The sequence below is a fragment of the Lipingzhangella halophila genome, from assembly GCF_014203805.1.
In the GTDB taxonomy this organism is placed as follows: domain Bacteria; phylum Actinomycetota; class Actinomycetes; order Streptosporangiales; family Streptosporangiaceae; genus Lipingzhangella; species Lipingzhangella halophila.
On sequence record NZ_JACHJT010000001.1, the window covers coordinates 4,202,302 to 4,224,227 of the forward strand.

Sequence of the window (21,926 nt, forward strand, 5' to 3'; positions counted from 1 at the left end):
ACGACAGTTTGCCGCAACTACTTCAGTCAACGTGGTTCCCTAGCGAGGGGTTCCCGTCGCATACTCGCCTGGGAGGGGGACTACGAGGATGAAGCAGGATCTCACGGCCCTGTGCTGCGAATGCGGCGCAACCCGGACCGTCAGCGCCTACCGCGGCATCGGCGAGGCGCAGTCCGCGTACGGGTTGGCGCGCTGCGTCGTCTGGCGGATGTGCCGCAGCTGCGGCCGCCGGACCTACCATGCCTACCTTCGCGACGACGACGAACGCGACGAGCTCGAGGACGCCCTCAAGCTCGACGACGCTCTTGCCGCCGAGGCGCTTGACGAGGAGATCGAGCAGCTCAGGCTGTGCGGGATCGACATCGGCCACGCGACGGTGCCGGCAATATGGGACGGGCAGTCCGTCGGGATGGTCACCCAGCGGCTGACCGATCACTCCTACTCCATCGTCCTGGACCCGGGTGCCTCCGTGGTCTCCCGGCTCAAGCTCATCGATCTGATGTGGAACGAGCTGTCGATCGGCGAACACCACGACCGCTGGCACATCCAACCCGCCGACGAGGAGTCACCGGGCTACGCGGTTCGGCTGTTCGGGTACCGCGTACCGCGGTGACCAGGCCGGGGGCCGCCTCCGGAAGTGCCGCGTGCGCGGATCCGCGCGCCTCACCCGACGGCCGGCGCCGCCGCGGTGTCCAGCCGCCGAAGCGCGTCGCGCACCACCGCGGGATCGGTGGTGCCCCAGTACGGCGGCAGCGACGACCGCAGGAACCCCCCGTAGCGGGCGGTGGCCAGCCGCGGGTCGAGCACCGCGACGACGCCGCGGTCGTCCACGGATCGCAGCAGCCGACCGGTGCCCTGCGCCAGCAGTAGCGCCGCATGGGTCGCGGCCACGGCCATGAAGCCGTTCCCACCGCGCGCGCCCACCGCCCGTTGCCGCGCCGAGGCCAGCGGGTCGTCGGGACGCGGGAAGGGAATCCGGTCGACGATGACAAGCTGCAGCGAGGGGCCGGGAACGTCCACCCCCTGCCACAGGGACAGTGTTCCGAACAGGCAGGAGCTGGGCTCCTCGGTGAACTGCTCGACAAGGCGGCCGGTCGAGTCGTCGCCCTGGCACAGGATGTCGAGGGTGAGCCTCTCGCGAAGCTCCTGCGCTGCCTGCTCGGCGGCGCGCATCGAGGAGAACAGGCCCAGGGTGCGCCCACCGGCGGCCTCGATCAGACCGGCGATCTCGTCGAGGTAGCTGGGGGCAAGACCGTCGCGGCCGGGCGGCGGCAGGTGGCCGGCGACGTAGAGGATGCCGCTGCGCCGGTGGTCGAAGGGGGAGCCGACGTCCAGGCCCCGCCAGCGCGGCTCGCCGTCGGCGCTGTCCGCGGTGCCGGGGGCGTCGCCGTTGCCGGAGTCGCCGGGACCGTCAGGGCCGCCCGCCGCGGTGTCTGGCTCCGCGGTCTCGCGGCCCAGCCCCCACTGCTCCGACAGCGCCGTGAACGAGCCGCCGAGGGCGAGCGTGGCCGAGGTGAGCACGGTGGTGCGGTCACCGAAGAGCTTCTCGCGCAGCAGACCGGCGACACCGAGAGGCGCGACGTTCAGGGTGGGTGGTTGTTTGGGGTTCTTGGCCAGCCACACGACATCGCTGCGTTCGCGCAGAGGTGGTTCGAACGAGTCGAGGACCCGCCGGGCCGTGTCCTGGACCTCGTCGAGCGCGGCCAGCGCGAGGCGGCGTTCGCTGGCGTTGCCGGAATCGGGGTCGCCTTCGTCGGCCGGGCCGATGGCGCTCTTGCATGCCTGCGCGGACTCGCGGACGCCGCGCACCGCGCCGGCCAGACCTTCGGGGAGGTGGTCGATCCGGCCGGCGTCGGTCTCGGCGAACATCAGCGTGAGGCCGTCGGCGGTCTCGCTGAGGCGTTCGGTGACCTCGGGATCGGCCAGCCGGGCGGCACGTTTGGCGGCCGTGTTCACCGACCGCTCGCTGAGCGCGCCGGTGGCCACCGAGGTGACGCGGTCGACGAGCTCGTGCGCCTCGTCGATGACCAGTACTTCGTGCTCGGGGAGCAGTTGGTAGCCCTGCATGGCGCCGATGGCGAGCATGGCGTGGTTCGTGACCACGATGTCGGTCCCGCCGGCGGCGGCACGGGCCTCCTCGGCGAAGCACTCCTGACCGAAGGGGCAGGCCGCCGCGCCCACACACTCGTTGGCGGACACCGACACCTGCCGCCACGCGAGGTCGCTCACGCCGGGGTTGAGCTCGTCGCGATCGCCGGTGACGGTCTCGGCCGCCCATTCGTGCAGCCGTTTCACCTGCCGTCCGAGCGACGACAACTGGCGCGGGTCGAACAGCTCGGTGTCGTCAGGCTCGTCGCCGGCGCTCTGCAACCGGTGCCGGCACAGGTAGTTGCGCCGGCCCTTGAGGATCGCGAACGTGGGTGCCCGCCCCAGCAACGGCGCGAGCTCGCCGGCCAGTCGCGGCAGGTCGCGTTCGATGAGCTGGCGTTGCAGCGCGATGGTCGCGGTGGAGACCACCACGGTCGTGTCCTCGACCATGGCGTGCCGGATGGCCGGAACGAGGTAGGCCAGCGACTTGCCGGTTCCGGTGCCCGCCTGGACCACCAGGTGTTCCTCTGCCTCGATGGCGGATTCCACGGCGCCGGCCATGCGCACCTGGCCCTCGCGGTGGGTGCCGCCGACGGCGCGCACCGCGGCGTCCAGCAGGGTCTCGACGTCGGGAACTTCTGCCACGGTGCGACAGTACCGTGCCCCGACGACCCCCGGCTCCGCGATTCCACATGTCCCGGGCGCGGGTCAGTCCTTCTCAAGCGTCATGGTGAGCTCGTCGTGCCGGAAACAGATGTGGTCGCGCACGTCACGCCCGTCCTTGAGGGGTTCCGGCAGCGACCACCCGACATCGGCGATCTCCGTGTCGCCGATCCGCAGGTTCCAGTACGCGGCGCGCCCCTTGTACGGGCAGTACGTCCGGGTCCGGCTGGGCACCAGCAGGTCGCGGTGCACATCGTTGAACGGCACGTAATAGCGGTTGGGCAGACCGGTCTCGCTGAGCACCATGGCGGCCCCGGTCAGGGCGATCACCTGTGCGCCGAAGCTGATCCGGACCAGCATGGAGGAGCGTCGCGCGTCGACGCGGTGGAACGGGTCGCGGAGGTGGCCGTACACCTGCTCCTCCTCGTCGAACCACCCCTCGGCCGCGTTCCAGTACATCGAGGCCAACCCGTGCAGCCAGGTCGCCTCAGGGGTCGGGGCGGGGTAGGCCCACACGGCGTTGTGCGCGGTCCAGTCGCCCACGACCAGATCCCAGTAGGAGGCGTCGCCCTTAAAGGGGCAGTGGGTGGTGCGGTCGGACGGAACCAGGTACCGCTGCCCGATGTCCTCCATCGGCACGTAGAAGGCCGGTAGCAGCCCGCTCTCGTGCAGCAGGACGCCCCGGTCGGAGTCGAGCACGGTGAGCCCGCCGACCTCGGCGCGAACGCGGCGTGGGAACTGGTGCATGTACAGCGCCCTGGAAGGCGAGTCGATCGTGTAGTTGACGGTGGTCGGCGCGTCGCTCGCGAGCGGGCCCCCACCGAGTGTCAGTGACATCCGCATCTCCGTTGTCGTATCAGCAGGAGCTGTCGCGGGTGGTTATGCCCACGGCCCCGATGGCGTCACCCGATACCGCGGTCGACGGGCATCTCGGCCCATTGCAGGGGACGACACGCCTGTATGCGAGGGGTTACGGTGCGATTCCTCCCGGCCGTGACCGGACCGACCGGGGTTCCTCGCCAGGGCTCGCCGAGCAACGGTGGATGAACACTAGGGGTGACCACGCGGTGACCCGTTCTTGGTACGAAGGAGTGACCATGCCGCTTTCCCGCGTGTCCACGACGACCAGGGAGCTTCTCATCCTCGTCGCCGAACGCCTCTTCGCGGCCAACGGTATCGGAGGTGTGTCGCTCCGCGAGATCGGTATCGAGGCCGGCCAGCGCAATACCTCTGTAACGCACTACTACTTCGGTAACAAGGACGCGCTGGTCCGCGCGATCTTCGAGTACCGGATGGAGCCCATCAACGCCCACCGCGTGCGGATGCTGCGCGAGATCCGCGAGGCCGGCCGCGAAGGCGAGCTGCGCGCGCTGCTGGAGGCCCTGGTCTTCCCGATAGCGTGCGGCATCATTGAGGGCGGACACTACGGCCAGTTCCTCGCCCACCTGCAGACCGACCCCAGCTACCGGGGGACCTACGGCTGGGCCGCGGCGAGCGGCCTGCGCGAGGTCTGCGACCACATCGCCCAAACCCTGGACGGCATGCCGCACGAGATCCGGCGCAACCGGATCCGGATGCTGCGTGGTCTCGTCACCGTGACCGCTGGCGAGATGGAGCAGCGGGGCGCCACGGCCAAGGAGGGGGAGATCCCGCCATGGGCGCTCGACCTGGTCGACGCGGCCATGGGACTGCTGACCGCGCCGTACCGGGCGGAACCGCTCGCGTCCGAGGACGCCCGACCCGTCAACGGGGAAAGGGGCGGCGCCGGTGGCCGCGCCTGAGCCCGGTCACCGGCATGTTCCGCCCCGCTCGCGCGCTAGTCGGCCAGAGCGGCGTCCAGCTCCGACAGCAGCCGCGCCTTGGACCGGGCACCGACGATCGAGCGCACCGGCTGCCCGTCGCGGAAGAGCAGCAGGGTTGGCAGCGACATCACCCGGTAGGTCAGCGTGGTCACCGGGTTCTCGTCGGTGTTGAACGAGCGGACCGTGAGCGACCCGGCGCGCTCCCCCGCGATCTCGGCGACCACCTGACCGACCACGCGGCAGTGCGGGCACCACTCGGCCCAGAAGTCCACCAGAACGGGGATGTCGCTCCGGAGGACCTCCCGGGTGAACGTCTCGTCGGAAACCGCGGGCACCTCACCGGGAATGCTGGTCAGCGACATCAGAACTCCTTACTTCATTGGCTGCACCATCGTTCGGGCCCGCCACGACACACGGCCCGGCCTGGCGCGCAAGAGCGGCGTCCAGCTTGGCCGCCAGGTTCGCGCGCACCGCGCCGAGCCGATCGAGGAAGGCGTCCACCTCCGCGAGCTTTCGCTGGTAGACCTGGATGGAATCGGCGCAGGAGTCGCCGGTCTCGTGCCCGGTACGCAGGCACTCGATGAACGGCCGGGTGTCGTCCAGACTGAACCCGATGGCCTGCAGCGTCAGGATCTCGTTGACCAGCCGGTAGTCGTCCTCGTCGTACTCCCGGTAGCCGTTCGCCGAACGCTTCGCTCGAAGCAGCCCCTGGGACTCGTAGAACCGCAGAGCGCGGGTCGTCGTGCCAACGCGCTGGGCAAGCTCACCGATTCGCATACTCGGACGCTAAACGTTGCCGCCAACGTCAGGGCAAGCGCCATACTGGGCCGCGGCGGCCAGCAGACCCTGGTCGGGGACCCGTCCGGCAACCCGGTCGAGCTCTTTGGGCCGTATGCACGGTGAACACGGTGGGATCATGATTCTCCTCGGAGAGGCATGTAGACATCGCCGAGTCGGCACCGACGTATCCGGTGAGCGACGGAGCAGCCGCCGCAGGAGCCCCAAAGGGGGAACAGAGCCGTGAAGTACGTGATCCTGATCCATTCCAACCCGCAGCCGTGGGGCCACCCGACCGGCGACTACCTCGCGGAGTTCCAGGCACTTCCCGAGGCGCAACGCGAGAAGCTCACCGAGGACTTCGAGCGGACCCTGACCGAGCTGCAGGAGAACGGTGAGCTGGTGACCGGCGAGGCGCTCGCCGATCCAGCGTCCGCTCGGCTATACCGGTGGCGCGATGGCTCCCCGCTGCCCAGCGACGGGCCGTACTCGGAGAGCAAGGAGCACCTCGCCGGCTTCTTCCTCATCGACGTCGACAGCCAGGAGCGCGCCGAAGAGGTGGGGGCGGTCTTTGCCGGACCGGGCGAGACCGTCGAGCTGCGCCCGGCGATGCAGTTCGGCGGCGAGGACGCGTGAGGGCGTGACCGAAGCAGCACTGGCCGACGTGTGGCGCCGAGAGGCGCCGCACGTCCTGGCCGCCCTGTTGCGCCGGTACGGCGACCTCGGCGACTGCGAGGACGCCGCCCAAGAGGCGCTGGCCGACGCCGCTGAGCAATGGCCGATCCGAGGGGTACCCGATGATCCGCGGGCGTGGCTGGTGCGGGTCGCCTCCCGGCGGCTGATCGACACCTATCGCGCCGACCGGGCGCGCACCGGCCGGGAGAGCGCCGAGGTGGCGCGCCGCCCTGGTGACGCCCACCTCGCACCACCCGCCGACGAAGCCGTGACCACCGACACCGACGACACTCTGCGGATGCTGTTCCTGTGCTGCCATCCCGCCCTGAGCCGGGCCTCCCAGGTCGCGCTGAGCCTACGCGCGGTCGTCGGCCTGAGCGTCGAGCAGATCGCGGCGGCCTACCTCGTACCGGCGCGCACCATGACCCAGCGACTCACGCGGGCCCGGTCGTCCCTGCGGGCATCGGGCGCGCGGCTCACCATGCCCGGCGATGCGGAGCTGCCGGCCCGGGTGGCGGCGGTGCTGGACACCTGCCACCTGATTTTCACCGAGGGTTACACCCGCACATCAGGGGAGGCACTGGTCGATACCGGGCTCACCGAAGAGGCGATCCGGCTGACCCGGCAGGTGTGCGCGGCCCTGCCGGACCACGACGAGGCTACGGGGATGCTGGCGCTGATGCTGCTCACCCACGCCCGCACACCGGCGCGCACCGACCCCACCGGGGACCTGGTGCCACTGGCCGAGCAGGAGCGCGGCCGCTGGTGCCGGGACCTGATCGCCGAGGGCGTCGGCCTGCTGGAGGGGGTGCTGCCGCGCGGGCATGTCGGCCGTTTCCAGTTGCAGGCCGCGATCGCCGCGGTCCACGCCGAAGCGCCGAGCTACGAGGCCACCGACTGGGCCCAGATCCGCATCCTCTACGAGATGCTTGAGCAGGTCGCCCCCGGTCCGGCGGTGACCCTCAACCGCGCCGTGGCCGTCGCCATGGCCGAGGATCCCCATGCGGGGCTGCGGGTTCTGGAGCCGCTCCTCGCTGAGTCGGCTATGAAGCGTCACCACCGCCTGCACGCTGTCCGCGCCCACCTGTTGGAGCTCGCCGGGGACCGCGAGGCGGCCGCCGAGAGCTACCGGCGCGCCGCGCAGCTCACCGTAAGCCGTCCCGAGCAGCGCTACCTCAACCGGAGGCTCACCCGCCTCACCAGCGGACAGGCGTGAGCGCCGGGCTGGCAGGGTGCCTATCCGGCACTGGCAACCGGCTTCCTGGGGGGTTCGGGGGGTCGCCCCCCGGAGAAACAACGAGGCGACCCGGCGAGCACGTTCACGTGCGAGCAGGGTCGCCCAGAGACGAGTGGAGCTATGGGGATTCGAACCCCAGACCTCCTCCATGCCATGGAGGCGCGCTACCAACTGCGCCATAGCCCCGTAGGGAGCCCCCGTGAGGGCTGGATCCAGTGTATCGGACGTTCGCGGGCGCCGCGGCCATGGTTCGGCGGTCGGCGGGCTTCCCGTCGCTAGTGGGGTTGCGCGCGAAGTAAGGTGGTCGCGTTCGGATGCGCTGGGTAGGGGCGATGCGGGAGGGCCGGGCACGGTGTCGGACACTTCGCTGGAGCACGAGGCCGGGAACCGGGCAGCGCTTGGACGCTTCCTGATGCGCGTCGCTCCTTGGGTCACCCAACTGCAGCGCCAGGTCCTGGGCCAGTTGGATCCGCCGCTCGGGTTCGCGCAGTACAGCGTGCTGGCCCGGCTGGGGCGCGGGACCGTGTCGATGTCGGAGCTGCGCGCGCGCTCCATTGTCGCGGTGTCCACGCTCTCCGAGACCACGACCAGTCTCGCCCGGCTCGGCCTGGTCAAGCGGGTTTCCAGCGAGCGCGACCGCCGCAGCGTTGACCTCTATCTGACTGAGCGGGGCCGCGAGGTGCTCACGAGCGCGGAGTCGGCCATGGACGACCTGGCGGCGTCGCTCCTCGAAGGGGTGCGCGAGCCAACCCCAGAGGAGTTGTCCGAACTCCTCGGCCCGTTGTCGGATCGCGTTCGGCGCGTTCTCACCGAGTATGAGCACGGAGCAGATTCCTAAGGACGCACCGCCCGCGGCCGCGTGTCCGGGCGGGCGCGCGTCATACGCCGCTGGCCTCTGGTACCGGTTCGGCATCCTGGCGCGCCGCACCCGTCCCGAGAACGGCTGCGCTTCCCGTTGACCGTGCCGCCGACCTGGCACGGAACGCCTTTCCTGCGGACACCTTGGCGCGTAGTCACGCGCTAACCGTACGAATGCCAGTATTTTCCCTGGCGACAGCGTTTCGGGTCCCGAATATATTTGGCCGCTAACCAGTATCTCGGGCAGCGCGATGCCGATGATGTGTCGCCACGTGCCTCAAGGAGTCTCATGACGAAGACGGCGTCCCGTGGGCGGCGCGGCTTGGGCGTTGCGCCGCTCGAAGGTATCACCGGCAGGGAGTCCGCACCGTTCGGCTGGGCTCCGCTGATCATCCTGTTCGTGGTAGGCCTCGCCGACCGGATCGAGACCTACATCGCCTCGGGCGCGTTACCCCTGCTGCAGGCCGAGTGGGGGTTCAGCGACACCATGGGCGGAATGATCATGACGGCTCCGCTGATCCTCGGCGCCGTCGCTCTGGTCCCGGCAGGCTACGTCAGCGACCGGTTCAACCGGACCGGGCTGATCGCCGTCGTCGTGGGGCTCTGGTCGCTGATCACGCTCGGTTCGGCGGTCGCGCCGATCTTCGCGATCTTCCTTGTCACCCGGGCGATCCTCGGCACCGCCGACACTATCGACAACCCGGCGTCGAGCAGCCTGCTGGCCGACTACTATCCGCCCAAGACACGCGCCAAGGTCTTCGGTTACGTCCGCCTCACCAACTACGCGGGCATCGCCCTGGGCACCATCCTCGGCGGGGTGGTCGGTGAGGCGTTCGGCTGGCGGTGGGCCTTCGCGTGCATGGTCATCCCCGGCCTGCTCGTCGCCTACCTGTGCTGGCGGCTCCGCGAACCTGTCCGGGGCTTCCTGGACGAGGTGATCGCCCGCAACCCCAGCAAGCCGATTCCCATCCCGGAGTCCGATACCGGTGCGCAGCCCGACCGGCCCCCCGGATCCGGGCACCCTCCGAAAATCCTCACCCAGCTCGCCTACATCTGGCAGGTTCGCACGCTGCGCTATGTCTGCCTGGGGTTGGCGCTGCTCACCCTCGGCCTCCAGGGCATCTTCTACTGGATTCCCAGTCTGCTCACCCGCGAGTTCGCTCTCACCGCCGGTGAAGCGTCCACGCTCAGCTCGATGGTGAGCCTGTTCGCGATCTGCACCGGTGCCATCTTCGGTGGCTGGATCGGCGGGCGGATGCACGGAGCGGTGCGCGGCGGGCGGCTCCTCGCCAGCGGGCTCGGCCTGTTCATCGGGTCGGCCTGGCTCGGCGTCGCCCTGGCCATGGACAACCTGGTGGTGTTCATGTCCTGTCTGCTGCTGTCGAGCTTCTTCTCCTCGATCGCCATCCCGAACACCTTCGCCTCCATCGCCGACGTCGTCGCCGCCAACTCCCGCGGCATCGGGTTCGCGGTGCTGAACTTCCTCGTGGTCGGGGGCGGCGCTCTCGGGCCCGTAGTCGTCGGCGCGATCTCGGACGCCTACGGCGGGAGCCTGCTGACGGGGATGTACGCGCTGTTGCCAGCGATGCTCGTCGCTGGGCTTTTCGTCCTCTTCGGGCGCCCGCACTTCGACCGGGAGGCGAAGAGTGTCATTGTCGCGGCGCGTCCCTACTCGCCGCCTTACCACCTCCGCGAAGAAACGGCGACCTCTCCGAACTGACGGCGTCGCCGGATCCGCACCCGCGAAGGGGTGCCGCCACTCAGTGGCGGCACCCCTTCGTTGTTGTCCCAGGACTCGGATGCGGCGTGCGCTCCTGAGGGAGGTTCCGCACGGTTGCCCCTTGACCCCCTTCTTACTGTTCAGTAAGTTACTGGAGATTAACAAAGTGGTGCGCATCACTCTTCCCCCCGCTCCCAAAAAGAGGAACACCGATGCGTCGAACGAGCATCACGGCGAGCTGCGCGCTCAGTGCGACGGTCCTCGCCACCGCCCTCGCTCCCCCCGCCCACGCCGAATCGTCCAGCCTCTCCTTCGAGACCATCCCCGGATCGGATGGCGTCGACCTCAGCGCGATCAGCGTCACTCCCGACGAGGAGGGACCGCACCCGCTGCTGGTCCTGCCGGCGGCATGGTCCATGCACGCCTCCCTGTTCACCGGAGCCGCATCGAAGCTGGCCTACGAGTCGGGCTACCAGGTGGTGGTCTACACCACGCGCGGCTTCTACGACTCCGGAGGCGGGGTGGAGGTGGCCGGCCCGGAGGACGTCGCCGACGCGAGCGCCGTCATCGACTGGGCCCTCGACAACACCGGCGCCGACCCCGAGGCCATCGGAATGGGAGGCATCTCCTACGGCGCCGGGATCAGCCTGCTCACCTCCGCAAGCGACGACCGCGTTGACGCCGTTGGCGCCATGAGCGGCTGGAGCGACCTGGAATCCTCGCTGTACCCCAACGAGACGATCAACTTCCAAGCTGTCGAGCTCCTGCTGCTGAGCGGCGAGCTCACCGGGACACCCGGCGAGACCCTGGAGCACGTCCGCGACGAGTACCGCGACGGCAATGTCGAACCGGCACTGGAGATGGCTCCGGAACGCTCCCCCGCCACCAAGGTCGACGCCATCAACACCAACGACCCCGCGGTACTGCTGGCCCACCCCTACAACGACGGGATCTTCCCGGTGGAGCAGATCCCCTCGTTCTACGAGGAGCTGGACACCGACAAGCGGCTGATGCTCGCGCCGGGCGACCACGCCACGCCCGAGCTGTTCGGCGCGGCCGGGCTGCCCAACCGTGTCTGGGAGGACCTGACGCGCTGGTTCGACCACCACCTCAAGGGCGAGGACAACGGGATCGGCACCGAGGACCCGGTCCACCTGCAGGAGAACAGTGCCGGCGGCGAGTGGGCGACCTACCCCGACTGGCCGTCTGCCACCGCCGCGACCGAGACCCACTACCTGGAGGAGCCGGAGCGCTCGTTCTCTCAGTGGCAGCCCACCGGGGGCATGAGCAAGAGTCCGGCGCCGGGCTGGGACTACCCGATCGACGCCGGCGCCGGCACCACGGCCCAAAGCGGGACCATCCTGGTCAGCGGCGCGCTGCAGCAGTTCCTGGACCTGCCCACCGGGGTGTCGCTGCCGCTGGTGAACCGGAACCGGGCCGGAGTGTGGAGCGGGCCGGAGTACCCCGACGGCACGACCATCAGCGGGACGCCCAGCGTCGAGGTGGAGGTCACGCCCACGACCGAGGAGACGTCCCTGTTCTTCTACCTGTACGCCACGACCCGGCACGGCACGGGGGAACTGATCACGCACAAGCCCTACACCCTGCGTGGGGCCACCCCGGGCGAAGCCGCAACTGTGCGGGTCGACCTGCAGTCCGTGGTACGCGATGTCGCGCCGGGACGCCACCTCACCCTGGTGATGGACACCGACGATCCGCGCTACACCGGCGAGAGCGAGCGCGGAGAGCGGGTGACGGTCTCCTCCTCCGAGAAAAGCCCCGCTGCGGTAACCGTCCCGCTCGCCTGAACCACCGGCGGTGGGGCGGCGATCCGCCGCACCGTGCCCTTCGGACGCGCCGGCGGCAACGAACGGCCTCTGACCGCGGCCAACAGGAAAACGGCGGAGCACCGTATGACCGTGGTGCTCCGCCGTTCGTATGTGGCCCCGAGTTCCCAGAGCACGCGCCCAGCCCCGGTCATCGAACCGAAGCGGCTCCACTACGCGCCCGCATCCCCGCAGGCCTCGGCCACGACCGCAAGAACCCGGCCTACCCGGCCTTGGGCTAGGCGTGCGCAGCCGTCGAGGAACACGCCGAGGTCCGAGCTCCCTATTAATCGGTTGGCGGACACCCTTGGGGCGCTGTGGCGCAAGCTGCCCGGCCTGGAGCCGCTTCTCCCAACAAAGGAACCGCGCCAGGTACCGCGGGCGATACGGCGTCCCACTGACAAGCACATCGCCGACATCGTGGCCGAGTACCAGGAGGGCGCCACCATCCGCCAACTGGCCGTCAAGCACCGGATTGGCCGCGTGACTGTCAGCGAGATCCTGAAGCGGAACGGGGTGAAGCTGCGCTGTACCGGCCTCACGCCCGAGCAGGTAGATGAGGCCGTGCGTCTCTACGCCAAGGGATGGTCTCTGGCTAAGATCGGCAACCGGTTCAGCGTCTATAGCAAGACTGTCTGGAGCCGCCTGACGGAGCGGGGAATCAAGATGCGCGATCCGCATGAGCGCCCGCTGTAATCGACCTCGTCTTCCGTGCGGCAAGCCAGATCCTCCGAGTCGATGCGGGACGGCTGCGCCAGGAGGAATGGTCGCTGGCACGGAATTACCCGCACAGAAAGAGAGTAGATATGCTGAAAAAGGCCAAAAAGTTAGCCAAATATTTACTGGCGATCACCTGGGTACGCAAAACGCATGAAGGCGTTGCGCGAGGTATTTTGGAAGTATTTGCGGCGAATCGGCTGCTTACTGCACTGTATAGCATCCCTGGCTTCGTGACGTTCAACCGCGAACAATATGCGGTACTGCGTGGTCGCCGCAATTACTATCGCAACTTGAAAAAGAAACGAACGTCCCATGTAGAGCTACGCCGTAATACCCATATGCTAGAGAAAGGCATAACCATGCGACCACGGCGTCCGGTGTTTGCAAAAGAATATATTGTCGAGACGGTCGAATTTTACGAGCACGCAGTCCATCAGTACTGTCAGAAAAAGGACAGTCTGGACGAGAGTGAACTTGCTTGGTCGCACAGTGTCCTTAGTGAGTATTTTTATATCGTCCCACAGGGAAATGATGAGGCAGTGGATACAGCCCGCAAGCGGTTTGCAGCCACCGAAAAAGACTATAATCCCGAAGTAGTCGAAATGGTACCGTTTGAACGTGCTGTGGGCGAAAAGAGCGATGTCGGATACGAGGAACTGCTTGCACTCGCAAAACAACGCCGTTCTGTGCGGTGGTACAAAGACAAAAAAGTTCCTCGTGACCTTATCGACAAAGCACTCATGGTAGCGTGCCAGTCTCCTACGGCGTGCAACCGCTTGCCATACGAATTTCGTGTGTTTGATGACCCTGAGATTGTAAAAAAAGTAGCTGACATCCCATTTGGCGCCGCCGGGTACAGTCACCAAATCCCTACGGTCATAGTGGTAGTAGGAAAGTTGAGCAGTTACTTTAGCCCGCGCGATCGGCACATCGTATATGTAGACGCGTCCCTGGCAAGCATGTCGTTTATGCTGTCACTTGAGACTCTGGGGCTGAGCTCTAGTGTGATTAACTGGCCCGATTTCGAGCCCCTGGAACACAAGATGCAAAAGACGCTGCATTTGGGTTCGGATGAACGGGTGATCATGCTTATTTCTGTTGGGTATGCAGACCCAAAAGGAATGATTCCGTACTCTCAGAAAAAAGATATCGAAGTGCTTCGCCGATACAACGACTTGGGAGCGTAAGGTGAAAAAAATACTAAAGAACAAACGGCTACGGGCGGCGTTGGCGTGGCTCGTGATCGGGGTAACAGCGTTCTTTTTTGCGCGCTCACTGATAGGCAACTGGCAACGGCTCGAAGAGGTGGACCTGAGCGTCAATGGCTGGTCAGTTTTGGCGGTGCTTTTGTTTGCCGGTGCAGTGGCGAGTTCTGGGTTGCTTTGGGGTGATATCTTAAACCGCTTGAGTAGCGACAAAAAAATACACGCCGCAGAAGCTGTTCGCGTACACATTATGTCATGGTTGCTGAAGTATATTCCGGGTCAAGCGGGGTCCTTTCTCAGTAAACTTGGCTGGGGCATCAAGCATGGCTACAGCAAGAAGCTTGTTTCCATCACATTTATTTACGAAAATGCGTTTTTACTGCTCGCTTCGATCATCGGCTCATTGCCGGTGATTGCGCTGCTGTTCCGGGACCAGTTCGCGGAAGGGCTGTCTATGTTCGCACCGCTGCTGCTGGCGGTGCCGCTGCTTTTTTTTTGCAGAAAGACGTGTTTTATCACACGCTAAATTTCGTGTTCAAAAAGCTGCGAGGGCAAACGGTTGACCGGGCGTTCTTCCTGTCGACACCCCAGCTGATCGGCTACATGCTGAAGTTTTTGCTGCCCCGGCTAATCACAGCCGGAGCGTTCCTGTGTGTGGTTATTTCGCTTGTCGATGTTCCGCCCGAGGCATATATTGGATTAGCAGCAACGTATATTTTGGCGGGAATAATTGGACTGATGGCCATTTTCGTTCCCAGTGGGCTTGGAGTGCGTGAAGCGGTGATTGTGCTGTTCGCTAGCGTCTACTTCCCAGTTGAGATCGCCATTGTCCTCTCGCTCGCGGCACGTTTGTATACGACGCTGGCCGACGGGTTACTAGCTTTGGTATACGTAGCATTCCGCAAACAAGGAGGCAAAGAATGAAGAAGATTGCGATGATCGGCTCGGCATTATCCGGCAACAAAGGCGCCGCCGCAATGCTCGAGAGCGCCATGCAAACGCTGGGAGAAAAATATCCGGATGCACAGTTTACACTGCTGGCTATGTATCCCCAGCAAGACAAAGAACAAAATACATACAAAAATCTGACGATCTTGCGCGGGGACTCGTTTTATTTAGGTGCCGTGATTAACTCATGGGCACTCCTCTACCGTCTTCTTCCTGGTGCGCGCAATTTCATAAAAAAACGCTCGCCAGAGGTAAAAGCGCTTGCCGAGGCTGACGTCTTGCTCGACCAAGGGGGCATCACGTTTGTTGACGGACGTGAAGTATTTTTGATCTATAATGTAGCAACCATCCTACCAGCACTGAACGTAAAAACGCCGGTCGCCAAGTGCGCACAGGCACTCGGGCCGTTCAAAAATCCCATAAACCGGATGGCAGCGAACATATTTTTGCCCAAAATGGCCAGGATTGTCTCTCGTGGCGCCATCACCCATGCGCACCTGGAAGGCCTTGGGTTGAAAAACGTAACCGAAGGCGCCGACTACGCGTTTTGCCTGGAAGTGACGGACGCCGAAGAAAAAGCTGCCACGAAAAAATTCGACATGAACTTCTTCAAAAACGGCAATGTCGTCGGTGTGTCTCCCAGCGTGGTGCTGCGCAAAAAAGTCGATAAACATCGTGGGCCTGGCGCCTACGCAAAAGAAACAGCGGAATTTGTTGATTACCTTACAAAGGAGAAAGGCTATAAAGTACTGCTCATTCCGCACAGCTACCGCTCTGCTGAAACGCAGCTACAGCACAACAATGACGCGCCGTTGTGCCGCGATATCTACGCTCAAGTAAGCGGCCAAGAGAAATGTCAGCTACTGGACGTCGAGCTGGGTTCACAAGAACTGCGCTGCATCATCGGCAAATGTGACCTGTTCATCGCATCGCGGTTCCATGCCATGGTGTCATCTCTTGCTATGCAAGTGCCAACCCTAGTCATCGGGTGGAGCCACAAATACCGCGAAGTGTTGGAGATGTTTGGACTAGAAAAATGGGCATTCGGGCATGACAAGCTGCAGCATGAATACCTCAAAACGCGGTTCGCCGAGCTGGAAGAAGAGCAAAAAACCGTCCGCGCGCAGCTGACAAAAAAGCTTCCCAAGGTGAAGAAAAAATCATACAACCAAGTCGACGTCATCCAGAGTGTGCTTGAAAGGTAACGCCTGCACTGTGTACGGCATTGCGCTTACGCCACAGCTCAACGAAGCCTTCGTTGAGGCGCTGTACGTCGAAGTGGACGGCATCAAGGGACACGAACCCGACGATCCCTTCGCCACCCTGCGCAGGTTCCAGGACGCCTACGTGGCCAACCACAGCGTGCCCGATGCCACAGCAAACGCGCCATCGGCTGAAACGAAGAAGCTCCCTCCCCGGGAGGGGAAGGAGCTTTCATCGGTGAACCCCGTGGAAGCCCTACTAGGAGGCGTTGCTTTGGCCCCGGGTTCTAGTAAGCCTTCCATGGTGGAGCTATGGGGATTCGAACCCCAGACCTCCTCCATGCCATGGAGGCGCGCTACCAGCTGCGCCATAGCCCCTGGTGTCGTCATCGCGACGTCGTCGACCCTACCGGATGTCCGGGGGTCGTCGCTCCACGGGTCGCTTCCTGCCCCGTGAGCCGCGGTTTCGCATACTCCCCCGAACCGCAATACCCTTGACAGGTGTCCGATTCCAAGCGTGAAGTCCAGATGCTGCACGACCGCCTCCTGATCCGCCCTGTCGAGGAGAAGGGAGAGCGGCGCAGCAGCGCGGGCCTGGTCATCCCGGACACCGTGAAGATGGGAACACGGCTCACGTGGGGCGAGGTCTGCGGGGCCGGGACCAGCGCACGGCACGTCAAGTCCGGCGACCGGGTGCTCTTCAATCCCGAGGAGCAACTCGAAGTGGAGATCCACGGCGAGCTGTACGTCATCATGCGCGAGCGCGACATCCACGCCATGGCCAATGAGGATCCGGAGTACGGCACCGGTCTGTACCTCTAGCTTCCCGCCACAGGGTCACGCCGGTTGAGCGCGGTCACGCCGGTGGCCGGTCGCGCGATGCGGCGCGCGCTCCACGGTCGGCACGCGTCGCCCCGGAACCGTAACGCTTGCACCATGCCTCGCTCTAGATCGCGCCATGTGGCTGTCGTACCGCTCGTCCCTGACGCACCATGGGAGCAGGATGAGCACCGACTCCCGTGGCGCCCACCGCCTGTGTCCCCGGTAGGCGGGTAGACGGGTTGCGCGCCCTGCTTCACCGGGGACGCGGTTTCTCCCGAATCCCGCTGTCCGCCGGTGTCGCGCAAAAACGCGCGGCCTGCCGCCGCACCGGGGCGGCTCTGCGGTACGGGCCCTCCTACCTCGTTGGAGCAGGACATGGCGATGACCCCGAATACGCTCGACCAGGCACGTGTCGAGGAGTTCGCCGGCAACGTGTTGGAGACCTACACCCGCTCGATCGTCACCCTGATGATCGACCTGGGATACCGGACCGGACTGTTCGAGTCGGCCGCACAGGGCCCCACCACCAGTGAGGGGTTGGCGGAGCGGGCAGGGCTCCAGGAGCGCTACGTGCGGGAGTGGCTGGCGGCGATGACCACGGCCGGCATCGTCGAGTTCGACGCCACAGCCCGCACGTACACGCTCCCGGCGGAGCACGCCGCGTGCCTGACCGGACCGGGTGCCGCGAACCTGGCACCACTGGCACGGGTGACCACACACCTCGCGGAGCACGTCCCCCGGGTGGCGTCCGCGTTCCGGGAGGGAGGCGGCGTTCCCTACTCGGAGTACCGTCCGGAGTTCACCAACGTGATGGACTCGGTGAGCCGCAACTTCTTCGACGAGCATCTCGTCGAACGGGTGGTGCCGCTGGCGCCGGGCCTGCCCGAGCGGCTGGCCGCGGGCGCGCGGGTGGCTGACGTCGGGTGCGGTACCGGGCACGCCGTCGTGCTGCTCGCGAAGGCGTTCCCGGGTTCCACGTTCGTCGGATACGACCTGGCCGAAGACGCCATCGCGCAGGCCCGTGCCGAGGCGGCCGAGGCCGGGGCCGACAACGCCTACTTCGAGGTCCGGGACGCCGCGAAGCTCACGGCTGACCCTCCCTACGACGCGGTTCTCACATTCGACTGCATCCACGACCAGGCGGATCCGGCCGGAGTGCTGGAACGCATCAACGCGATGCTGGTACCGGGCGGCAACTACGTGATGATGGAGCCGGCCGCGTCGAGTCTGCTGGAGGAGAACGTCGCCAACCCCGTCGCCCCGCTGTTGTACGGGGTGAGCACGCTGCACTGCATGACGGTCTCGCTGGCCTCCGGCGGTGTCGGGTTGGGCACAGCGTGGGGGGCGCAAATGACCCGGGAGTACCTCGCCCACGCCGGGTTCGGCCCGGTGCTGGCGTACGACGCCCCGGACGACCCGCTCGACACCATCTTCGTCACCCACAAGCCGGAAACCACGGAACCATGAACGTCTGGCCTCGGGCGGCCGCGGCACGGGCACGCCGCGGCACGGGCACCTTGGGGACACGGCGAGCACGGCGCGAGGAACAGCGGATTCATGGGGAGGGGAGCAGGTTCTGAGCCCAGGAGAGCAAATGCTGTCCGGCCTGCTGCGGGCCAGCCACCACATCTCGTTCGAGGAACTCGCACCCGCCCTCGCCAAAGAGGCTGCCCGCGCAGGATTCCAGCAGACCATGGTCTACGTGGCCGACCTGAGGTACCAGTGGCTGTTCCCGCTGCCCGCCCAGTACGACGCCGCGGGTGAGCCGCTCAAACCGATACGGATCGATACGACCATGGCCGGGCTGGCTTTTCGGATGGTCGAGAGCGTGCCGGCCCGCGTCTCGGACACTCCCACCGAGAGCGTCCCGGACGGCCCGGCGGCGCACGAACCGCGCCGACTGTGGCTGCCGCTGCTCAGCGGAGCTGAGCGTATCGGTGTTCTCGGGGTGACCCTGCCCGAGGACAATGAGTCCCAGGAGTATCTGGCACGCCAGTTGGCCAGCCTTGTCGCCTTGGTGATCGCGAGCAAGCGCGACAAGAACGACGCTTACGCCTCCCTGGTGCACACCGACCAGTTGGCCCTTTCCGCCGAGGTGCTGTGGAACCTGCTGCCCGCCCCGACCCTGACCCACCAGAATCTCGTGCTCAGCGCCATGCTGGAACCCGCCCACGAGGTCGGCGGAGACTCCTACGACTACGGCCTGAGCGGCGACCTGCTGCACTTGGGGATCTTCGACGCTATGGGGCACGACCTCGCTTCGGGCCTCGTCGCCACCATCGCCATGGCCACGTTCCGCAACAACCGCCGTAAGGGGTGCGACCTCACCACTATCGCGGACAACATCGACAAGACCATAGCCGACCAGTTCGACCCGCCTCGGTTCACCACCGGCGTCCTCGCCACACTGAACACCCGGACCGGCTGGTTGTCGTGGGCCAACCTGGGCCACCACCCGCCGCTGGTGCTGCGGCAGGGTCGGTCCGTGGCCACACTGGACACGGGCGAGACCGGCGCACCGATGGGTCTCGGGTTGGGCATCCGGGCCGAGCTGGGCCATTACCAGATGGAACCCGGCGACCGGTTGGTCTTCTACACCGACGGTGTCATCGAGGCCCGCAGCCGGGATGGGGAGGTGTTCGGCCTGGAACGTTTCACGGACTTCCTCACCCGCCGCGAGGCCGACGGGATGCCGGCCCCGGAGACTCTGCGCCGTCTGGTCCAGACGGTCCTGGAACACCAGGACGACCGCCTGCAGGACGACGCCACCGTCGTCCTGGTGGAGTGGGGCGCCCAGGATCGCGGTTGACCCGCGCGCTGGCGCGCCGTGCCCTGGGGTCCGCGCTCGAACCGCTCCGGAGCCGGCGTTCCCCCGCACCCCGCGCGGCGACTGCTCCCCGCCCCGGCCTGGAGCGCGGCACCGCCCTCTAGAACCGGCAGCGCAGCATCCGCTTGGGGCTTGCCCCAACAGCGATGGGGACCAAGCCAACCGGTTGACCAGTACTCCGTGAGCCGCGCCAGCACACCCGGCCCCGTCTCTTGACAACATGGAAAGAGACGGCTTTACTTTCCACTATGGAAACTCACGGATCACCCCAAAGCCCTGAGGAGCGCCCCGATCCGCGGGAAGCCCAAGCCGCATTGCGCGAGATCGAGCAAGCCAGCGCTTCGGTCGCGGATATCCGCACGCCGCTGTGGTACTTCCTCGCCCTGGCCGCCCTGGTCGCTCCCCTGGGGCCGGCGGTCGCGCTACTCCCCGAGCCACCATTGGGCAACGTACTCGGCGTCATTGGCCTGACTGTGTGGTCGGTGCTGCTCGGCGCGCTCGTCGCCCGGGTGACCAGGCAGATGGGCGTGGTCAAGTGGCTGACCCCGCGCCAGATGCTTCCCTTCGCCATCGGCGTCGCCGCACTCACGCTGACCTTCGTGGTCCTGCGCATCGTCCTCGGCCAGGACTGGATCCTGGACACGCTCTCGGTGGCGATGGGGGCGCTCATCGCCGCGTTCGGCGTGTACCACTCCCGTACCGCGAGCATGGAGCCGTCCTGATGGCCACCCACGCCACCAGTGACGGCTTCGACCCCGTCATCCACGCACCGCAGCGGCTGCGGATCTGCGCGCTGCTGGACTCGACCGACCAGGCCGAGTTCGGCTTCGTCCAGGAACGGCTCAGCGTCACCGCCTCAGTGCTCAGCAAGCACGTGAGCGTGCTCATGGACGCCGGATACGTCAAACAGAACAAGTTCGTCCGCAACGCCCGCCAGCGGGTCTGGCTGAGCCTGACCAAAGCCGGACGCGCCGCCTACCGCGACCACGTCGCCGCGTTGCGCGCAATCGTGGAGCAGGATTCCGAGTCTTAGCCGGCGATAAGCAAGTCATCATCCGGGATCCGGAGGACGCGTTCCCCGAGTTCCACATTGTCGAGCGACCTTGGCCACCAACAGGGCCGCTCGGGCACGGGCACCCGGGAACGGCCCTGGCGCGGGGTTGGCGCCGTATCGGGCACGCCACGAGCGTGGTCTTCTTCGCACTGCCGGTCAGGTGTAACGAGCGACCAGTTTGGCGAGATCATCGAGCTTCCTCAAGGTGGCGGATTCGGGCATGGTCTCGATGTGAAAGGTGGCGCGCTCGGCTCCGGCCTCCGCGTACTCGGCCAATGACGCCGGGCTGTCCGCGTCACCGGGGACGTTCATGACGACACCGGTGCGCCCCCGTGCGGCCAGCGATGCCCGCATCTCCCGAATGTCATCGGAGGTGGCAGTGATGGGGAACCAGCCGTCGCCGTGCTCGGCGACGCGGCGCCGGGCCGCAGGGCTGTGTCCGCCGATATAGATCGGTGGGTGCGGCCTCTGGACTGGTTTCGGCCACATATACACCGGACCGAAATCGACATGCTCGCCATGGAAGCTCGCCTCATCCTGGGTCCAGATCGCTTTCAGCACGGCCAGTTGCTCATCCAGCCGCCGGCCACGGGTGACCGGGTCAACACCGTGATTGCGCATCTCCGCCCGGTTCCAGCCCGCACCGACGGTGAGGATGGTCCGTCCGCCCGAGAGCAGGTCGAGGCTGGCGACCTCTTTTGCAGTGTGCAGGACGTCGCGCTGGACCAGCAGCGCGACGCCGGTACTGAGCAGCAGGTTCTTCGTGGCTGAGGCCGCGGCGGTCAACGCGATGAACGGATCGAGTCCGCGGTAGTAGGGCCGTTCGAGCTCCGAACCGTCGGGGGCTGTCGCCCCTTTGGGAATGTGGGAGTGCTCCGCCAGGAACACTGACTCGAATCCCCGCTCCTCCAGTGCCTTTCCCAGCGCGTCGGGCCTGATGCCCTCGTCGGTGACGAACGTGGATATCCCGAACTTCATCGCTCCCCCAGCCGCTGCGTAGCCGACCCGCCGTCACTACGCGCTTCCGTGTCTCGGATCCGGGCAATCCGCCGCACGAGGCGGTCTCGGTGTTCGCGCAGCTTGGCCAGGCGCTCCTCGATCACCCTGAGTCGGACCTCGTGAATCCTGATCGCCCCGTCGGGATCACCGCAGACGGAATGTTCATCCTGATCCAGGCAGGGGGCCACCTCCCGGATATCCTCGACCGTCATGCCGGCTTCCAGCAGGTCCGCGACATTACGAACCCGGACCAGCGCCTCCTCGTCGTACTCCCGCCACCCTGCGTCCGTGCGGCGAGCGTGCAACAGCCCGCGCTGCTCGTAGTACCGCAGTGAGCGTCGGCTGACCCCGGTACGCTCCGACAACTCGCCGATGTGCACTGCAACCTCATTCATAGCGAGAACGGTAGGCGCTGACACCAGTGTCAAGGTCAAGCCGAGGGCGGCGCCCCGAGTGCGGCCGAGGAAAAACCACGTCCTCGACACGCCGGGCCACTCGCTACC

Annotated in this window: 23 protein-coding genes and 2 tRNA genes; 17 read left to right on the forward strand and 8 right to left on the reverse strand. The window is 66.1% G+C overall.

Features of this window, described 5'->3' with window-relative positions; all coding sequences use genetic code 11:
* Window positions 1-88 precede the first annotated feature (88 nt).
* Window positions 89-613 carry a DUF6315 family protein gene (locus F4561_RS19355; protein WP_184580804.1) on the forward strand — a complete coding sequence of 175 codons (525 nt, stop codon included), beginning with the start codon at window positions 89-91 and terminating at the stop codon, window positions 611-613.
* 50 nt (window positions 614-663) lie between these two features.
* On the opposite strand, the gene F4561_RS19360 is transcribed toward F4561_RS19355, so the two are convergent.
* Window positions 664-2,733, reverse strand: coding sequence for an ATP-dependent DNA helicase (locus F4561_RS19360; RefSeq protein ID WP_312885380.1), 2,070 nt, complete (start codon window positions 2,731-2,733; stop codon window positions 664-666).
* 63 nt (window positions 2,734-2,796) lie between these two features.
* On the reverse strand, window positions 2,797-3,588 hold the full coding sequence (locus tag F4561_RS19365) for a DUF427 domain-containing protein (protein WP_184580805.1): 792 nt from the start codon (window positions 3,586-3,588) through the stop codon (window positions 2,797-2,799).
* 260 nt (window positions 3,589-3,848) lie between these two features.
* Here F4561_RS19365 and F4561_RS19370 point away from each other — a divergent pair, with 260 nt between their 5' ends.
* Window positions 3,849-4,532: a TetR/AcrR family transcriptional regulator gene (locus F4561_RS19370; protein WP_184580806.1), complete on the forward strand. Its 684-nt coding sequence runs from the start codon at window positions 3,849-3,851 to the stop codon at window positions 4,530-4,532.
* Between the two features lie 35 nt (window positions 4,533-4,567).
* On the opposite strand, the gene F4561_RS19375 is transcribed toward F4561_RS19370, so the two are convergent.
* Entirely contained in the window at window positions 4,568-4,915 is a 348-nt protein-coding gene (locus F4561_RS19375; RefSeq protein WP_184580807.1) for a thioredoxin family protein, read from the reverse strand.
* Window positions 4,890-5,330, reverse strand: a complete 441-nt coding sequence (locus tag F4561_RS19380) for a MerR family transcriptional regulator (protein WP_184580808.1) — start codon at window positions 5,328-5,330, stop codon at window positions 4,890-4,892. Before F4561_RS19380 ends, F4561_RS19375 begins: the two co-directional genes overlap by 26 nt.
* Window positions 5,331-5,573: 243 nt before the next feature.
* Between F4561_RS19380 and F4561_RS32715 the strand changes: the two genes are divergently transcribed.
* Window positions 5,574-5,966, forward strand: a complete 393-nt coding sequence (locus tag F4561_RS32715) for a YciI family protein (protein WP_184580809.1) — start codon at window positions 5,574-5,576, stop codon at window positions 5,964-5,966.
* 4 nt (window positions 5,967-5,970) lie between these two features.
* On the forward strand, window positions 5,971-7,221 hold the full coding sequence (locus tag F4561_RS19390; protein WP_184580810.1) for an RNA polymerase sigma factor: 1,251 nt from the start codon (window positions 5,971-5,973) through the stop codon (window positions 7,219-7,221).
* Between the two features lie 134 nt (window positions 7,222-7,355).
* Here F4561_RS19390 and F4561_RS19395 read toward each other — a convergent pair.
* A tRNA-Ala gene (locus F4561_RS19395) sits at window positions 7,356-7,428 on the reverse strand.
* Between the two features lie 166 nt (window positions 7,429-7,594).
* On the opposite strand from F4561_RS19395, the gene F4561_RS32720 reads away from it, so the two are divergent.
* From F4561_RS32720 to F4561_RS19435, 8 genes are all read left to right on the forward strand, one after another.
* Complete coding sequence (locus F4561_RS32720; RefSeq protein ID WP_184580811.1) at window positions 7,595-8,080, forward strand: MarR family winged helix-turn-helix transcriptional regulator; 486 nt, start codon at window positions 7,595-7,597, stop codon at window positions 8,078-8,080.
* A gap of 309 nt (window positions 8,081-8,389) precedes the next feature.
* Complete coding sequence (locus F4561_RS19405; RefSeq protein WP_184580812.1) at window positions 8,390-9,820, forward strand: MFS transporter; 1,431 nt, start codon at window positions 8,390-8,392, stop codon at window positions 9,818-9,820.
* A 212-nt stretch (window positions 9,821-10,032) separates the two neighbouring features.
* Window positions 10,033-11,628, forward strand: coding sequence for a CocE/NonD family hydrolase (locus tag F4561_RS19410; protein ID WP_184580813.1), 1,596 nt, complete (start codon window positions 10,033-10,035; stop codon window positions 11,626-11,628).
* Window positions 11,629-11,940: 312 nt separating this feature from the next.
* Window positions 11,941-12,342 (forward strand): hypothetical protein, encoded by a 402-nt coding sequence (locus tag F4561_RS19415; protein WP_221446339.1) that lies wholly within the window; start codon window positions 11,941-11,943, stop codon window positions 12,340-12,342.
* A 110-nt stretch (window positions 12,343-12,452) separates the two neighbouring features.
* A complete protein-coding gene (locus F4561_RS19420) occupies window positions 12,453-13,553 on the forward strand; it encodes a nitroreductase family protein (RefSeq protein WP_184580814.1) in 1,101 nt (366 codons plus the stop codon).
* Window position 13,554: 1 nt separating this feature from the next.
* Window positions 13,555-14,097 carry a hypothetical protein gene (locus F4561_RS19425; RefSeq protein ID WP_184580815.1) on the forward strand — a complete coding sequence of 181 codons (543 nt, stop codon included), beginning with the start codon at window positions 13,555-13,557 and terminating at the stop codon, window positions 14,095-14,097.
* A 5-nt stretch (window positions 14,098-14,102) separates the two neighbouring features.
* The gene (locus F4561_RS19430; protein ID WP_184580816.1) at window positions 14,103-14,495 is read left to right on the forward strand and encodes a lysylphosphatidylglycerol synthase domain-containing protein; all 393 of its coding nucleotides are present in this window, start codon (window positions 14,103-14,105) and stop codon (window positions 14,493-14,495) included.
* Window positions 14,492-15,724 carry a polysaccharide pyruvyl transferase family protein gene (locus F4561_RS19435; protein WP_184580817.1) on the forward strand — a complete coding sequence of 411 codons (1,233 nt, stop codon included), beginning with the start codon at window positions 14,492-14,494 and terminating at the stop codon, window positions 15,722-15,724. Before F4561_RS19430 ends, F4561_RS19435 begins: the two co-directional genes overlap by 4 nt.
* A 299-nt stretch (window positions 15,725-16,023) precedes the next feature.
* Here F4561_RS19435 and F4561_RS19440 read toward each other — a convergent pair.
* Window positions 16,024-16,099 (reverse strand) — tRNA-Ala (locus F4561_RS19440).
* 123 nt (window positions 16,100-16,222) lie between these two features.
* On the opposite strand from F4561_RS19440, the gene F4561_RS19445 reads away from it, so the two are divergent.
* The 5 genes from F4561_RS19445 (at window position 16,223) to F4561_RS19465 (ending at window position 20,403) form a co-directional block, all read left to right on the forward strand.
* Window positions 16,223-16,543 (forward strand): GroES family chaperonin, encoded by a 321-nt coding sequence (locus F4561_RS19445; protein WP_512698658.1) that lies wholly within the window; start codon window positions 16,223-16,225, stop codon window positions 16,541-16,543.
* A 381-nt stretch (window positions 16,544-16,924) separates the two neighbouring features.
* Window positions 16,925-18,010 (forward strand): class I SAM-dependent methyltransferase, encoded by a 1,086-nt coding sequence (locus F4561_RS19450; RefSeq protein ID WP_221445551.1) that lies wholly within the window; start codon window positions 16,925-16,927, stop codon window positions 18,008-18,010.
* A 127-nt stretch (window positions 18,011-18,137) separates the two neighbouring features.
* Complete coding sequence (locus F4561_RS19455; RefSeq protein WP_184580819.1) at window positions 18,138-19,352, forward strand: PP2C family protein-serine/threonine phosphatase; 1,215 nt, start codon at window positions 18,138-18,140, stop codon at window positions 19,350-19,352.
* A gap of 266 nt (window positions 19,353-19,618) precedes the next feature.
* The gene (locus F4561_RS19460; protein ID WP_184580820.1) at window positions 19,619-20,092 is read left to right on the forward strand and encodes a hypothetical protein; all 474 of its coding nucleotides are present in this window, start codon (window positions 19,619-19,621) and stop codon (window positions 20,090-20,092) included.
* Window positions 20,092-20,403 carry a transcriptional regulator gene (locus F4561_RS19465; RefSeq protein WP_184580821.1) on the forward strand — a complete coding sequence of 104 codons (312 nt, stop codon included), beginning with the start codon at window positions 20,092-20,094 and terminating at the stop codon, window positions 20,401-20,403. The genes F4561_RS19460 and F4561_RS19465 overlap by 1 nt, the downstream gene beginning before the upstream one ends.
* Window positions 20,404-20,580: 177 nt before the next feature.
* Here F4561_RS19465 and F4561_RS19470 read toward each other — a convergent pair whose 3' ends face one another.
* Window positions 20,581-21,402 carry an LLM class F420-dependent oxidoreductase gene (locus F4561_RS19470; protein ID WP_184580822.1) on the reverse strand — a complete coding sequence of 274 codons (822 nt, stop codon included), beginning with the start codon at window positions 21,400-21,402 and terminating at the stop codon, window positions 20,581-20,583.
* Window positions 21,399-21,818, reverse strand: coding sequence for a MerR family transcriptional regulator (locus F4561_RS19475; RefSeq protein ID WP_221445552.1), 420 nt, complete (start codon window positions 21,816-21,818; stop codon window positions 21,399-21,401). Before F4561_RS19475 ends, F4561_RS19470 begins: the two co-directional genes overlap by 4 nt.
* Window positions 21,819-21,926 lie beyond the last annotated feature (108 nt).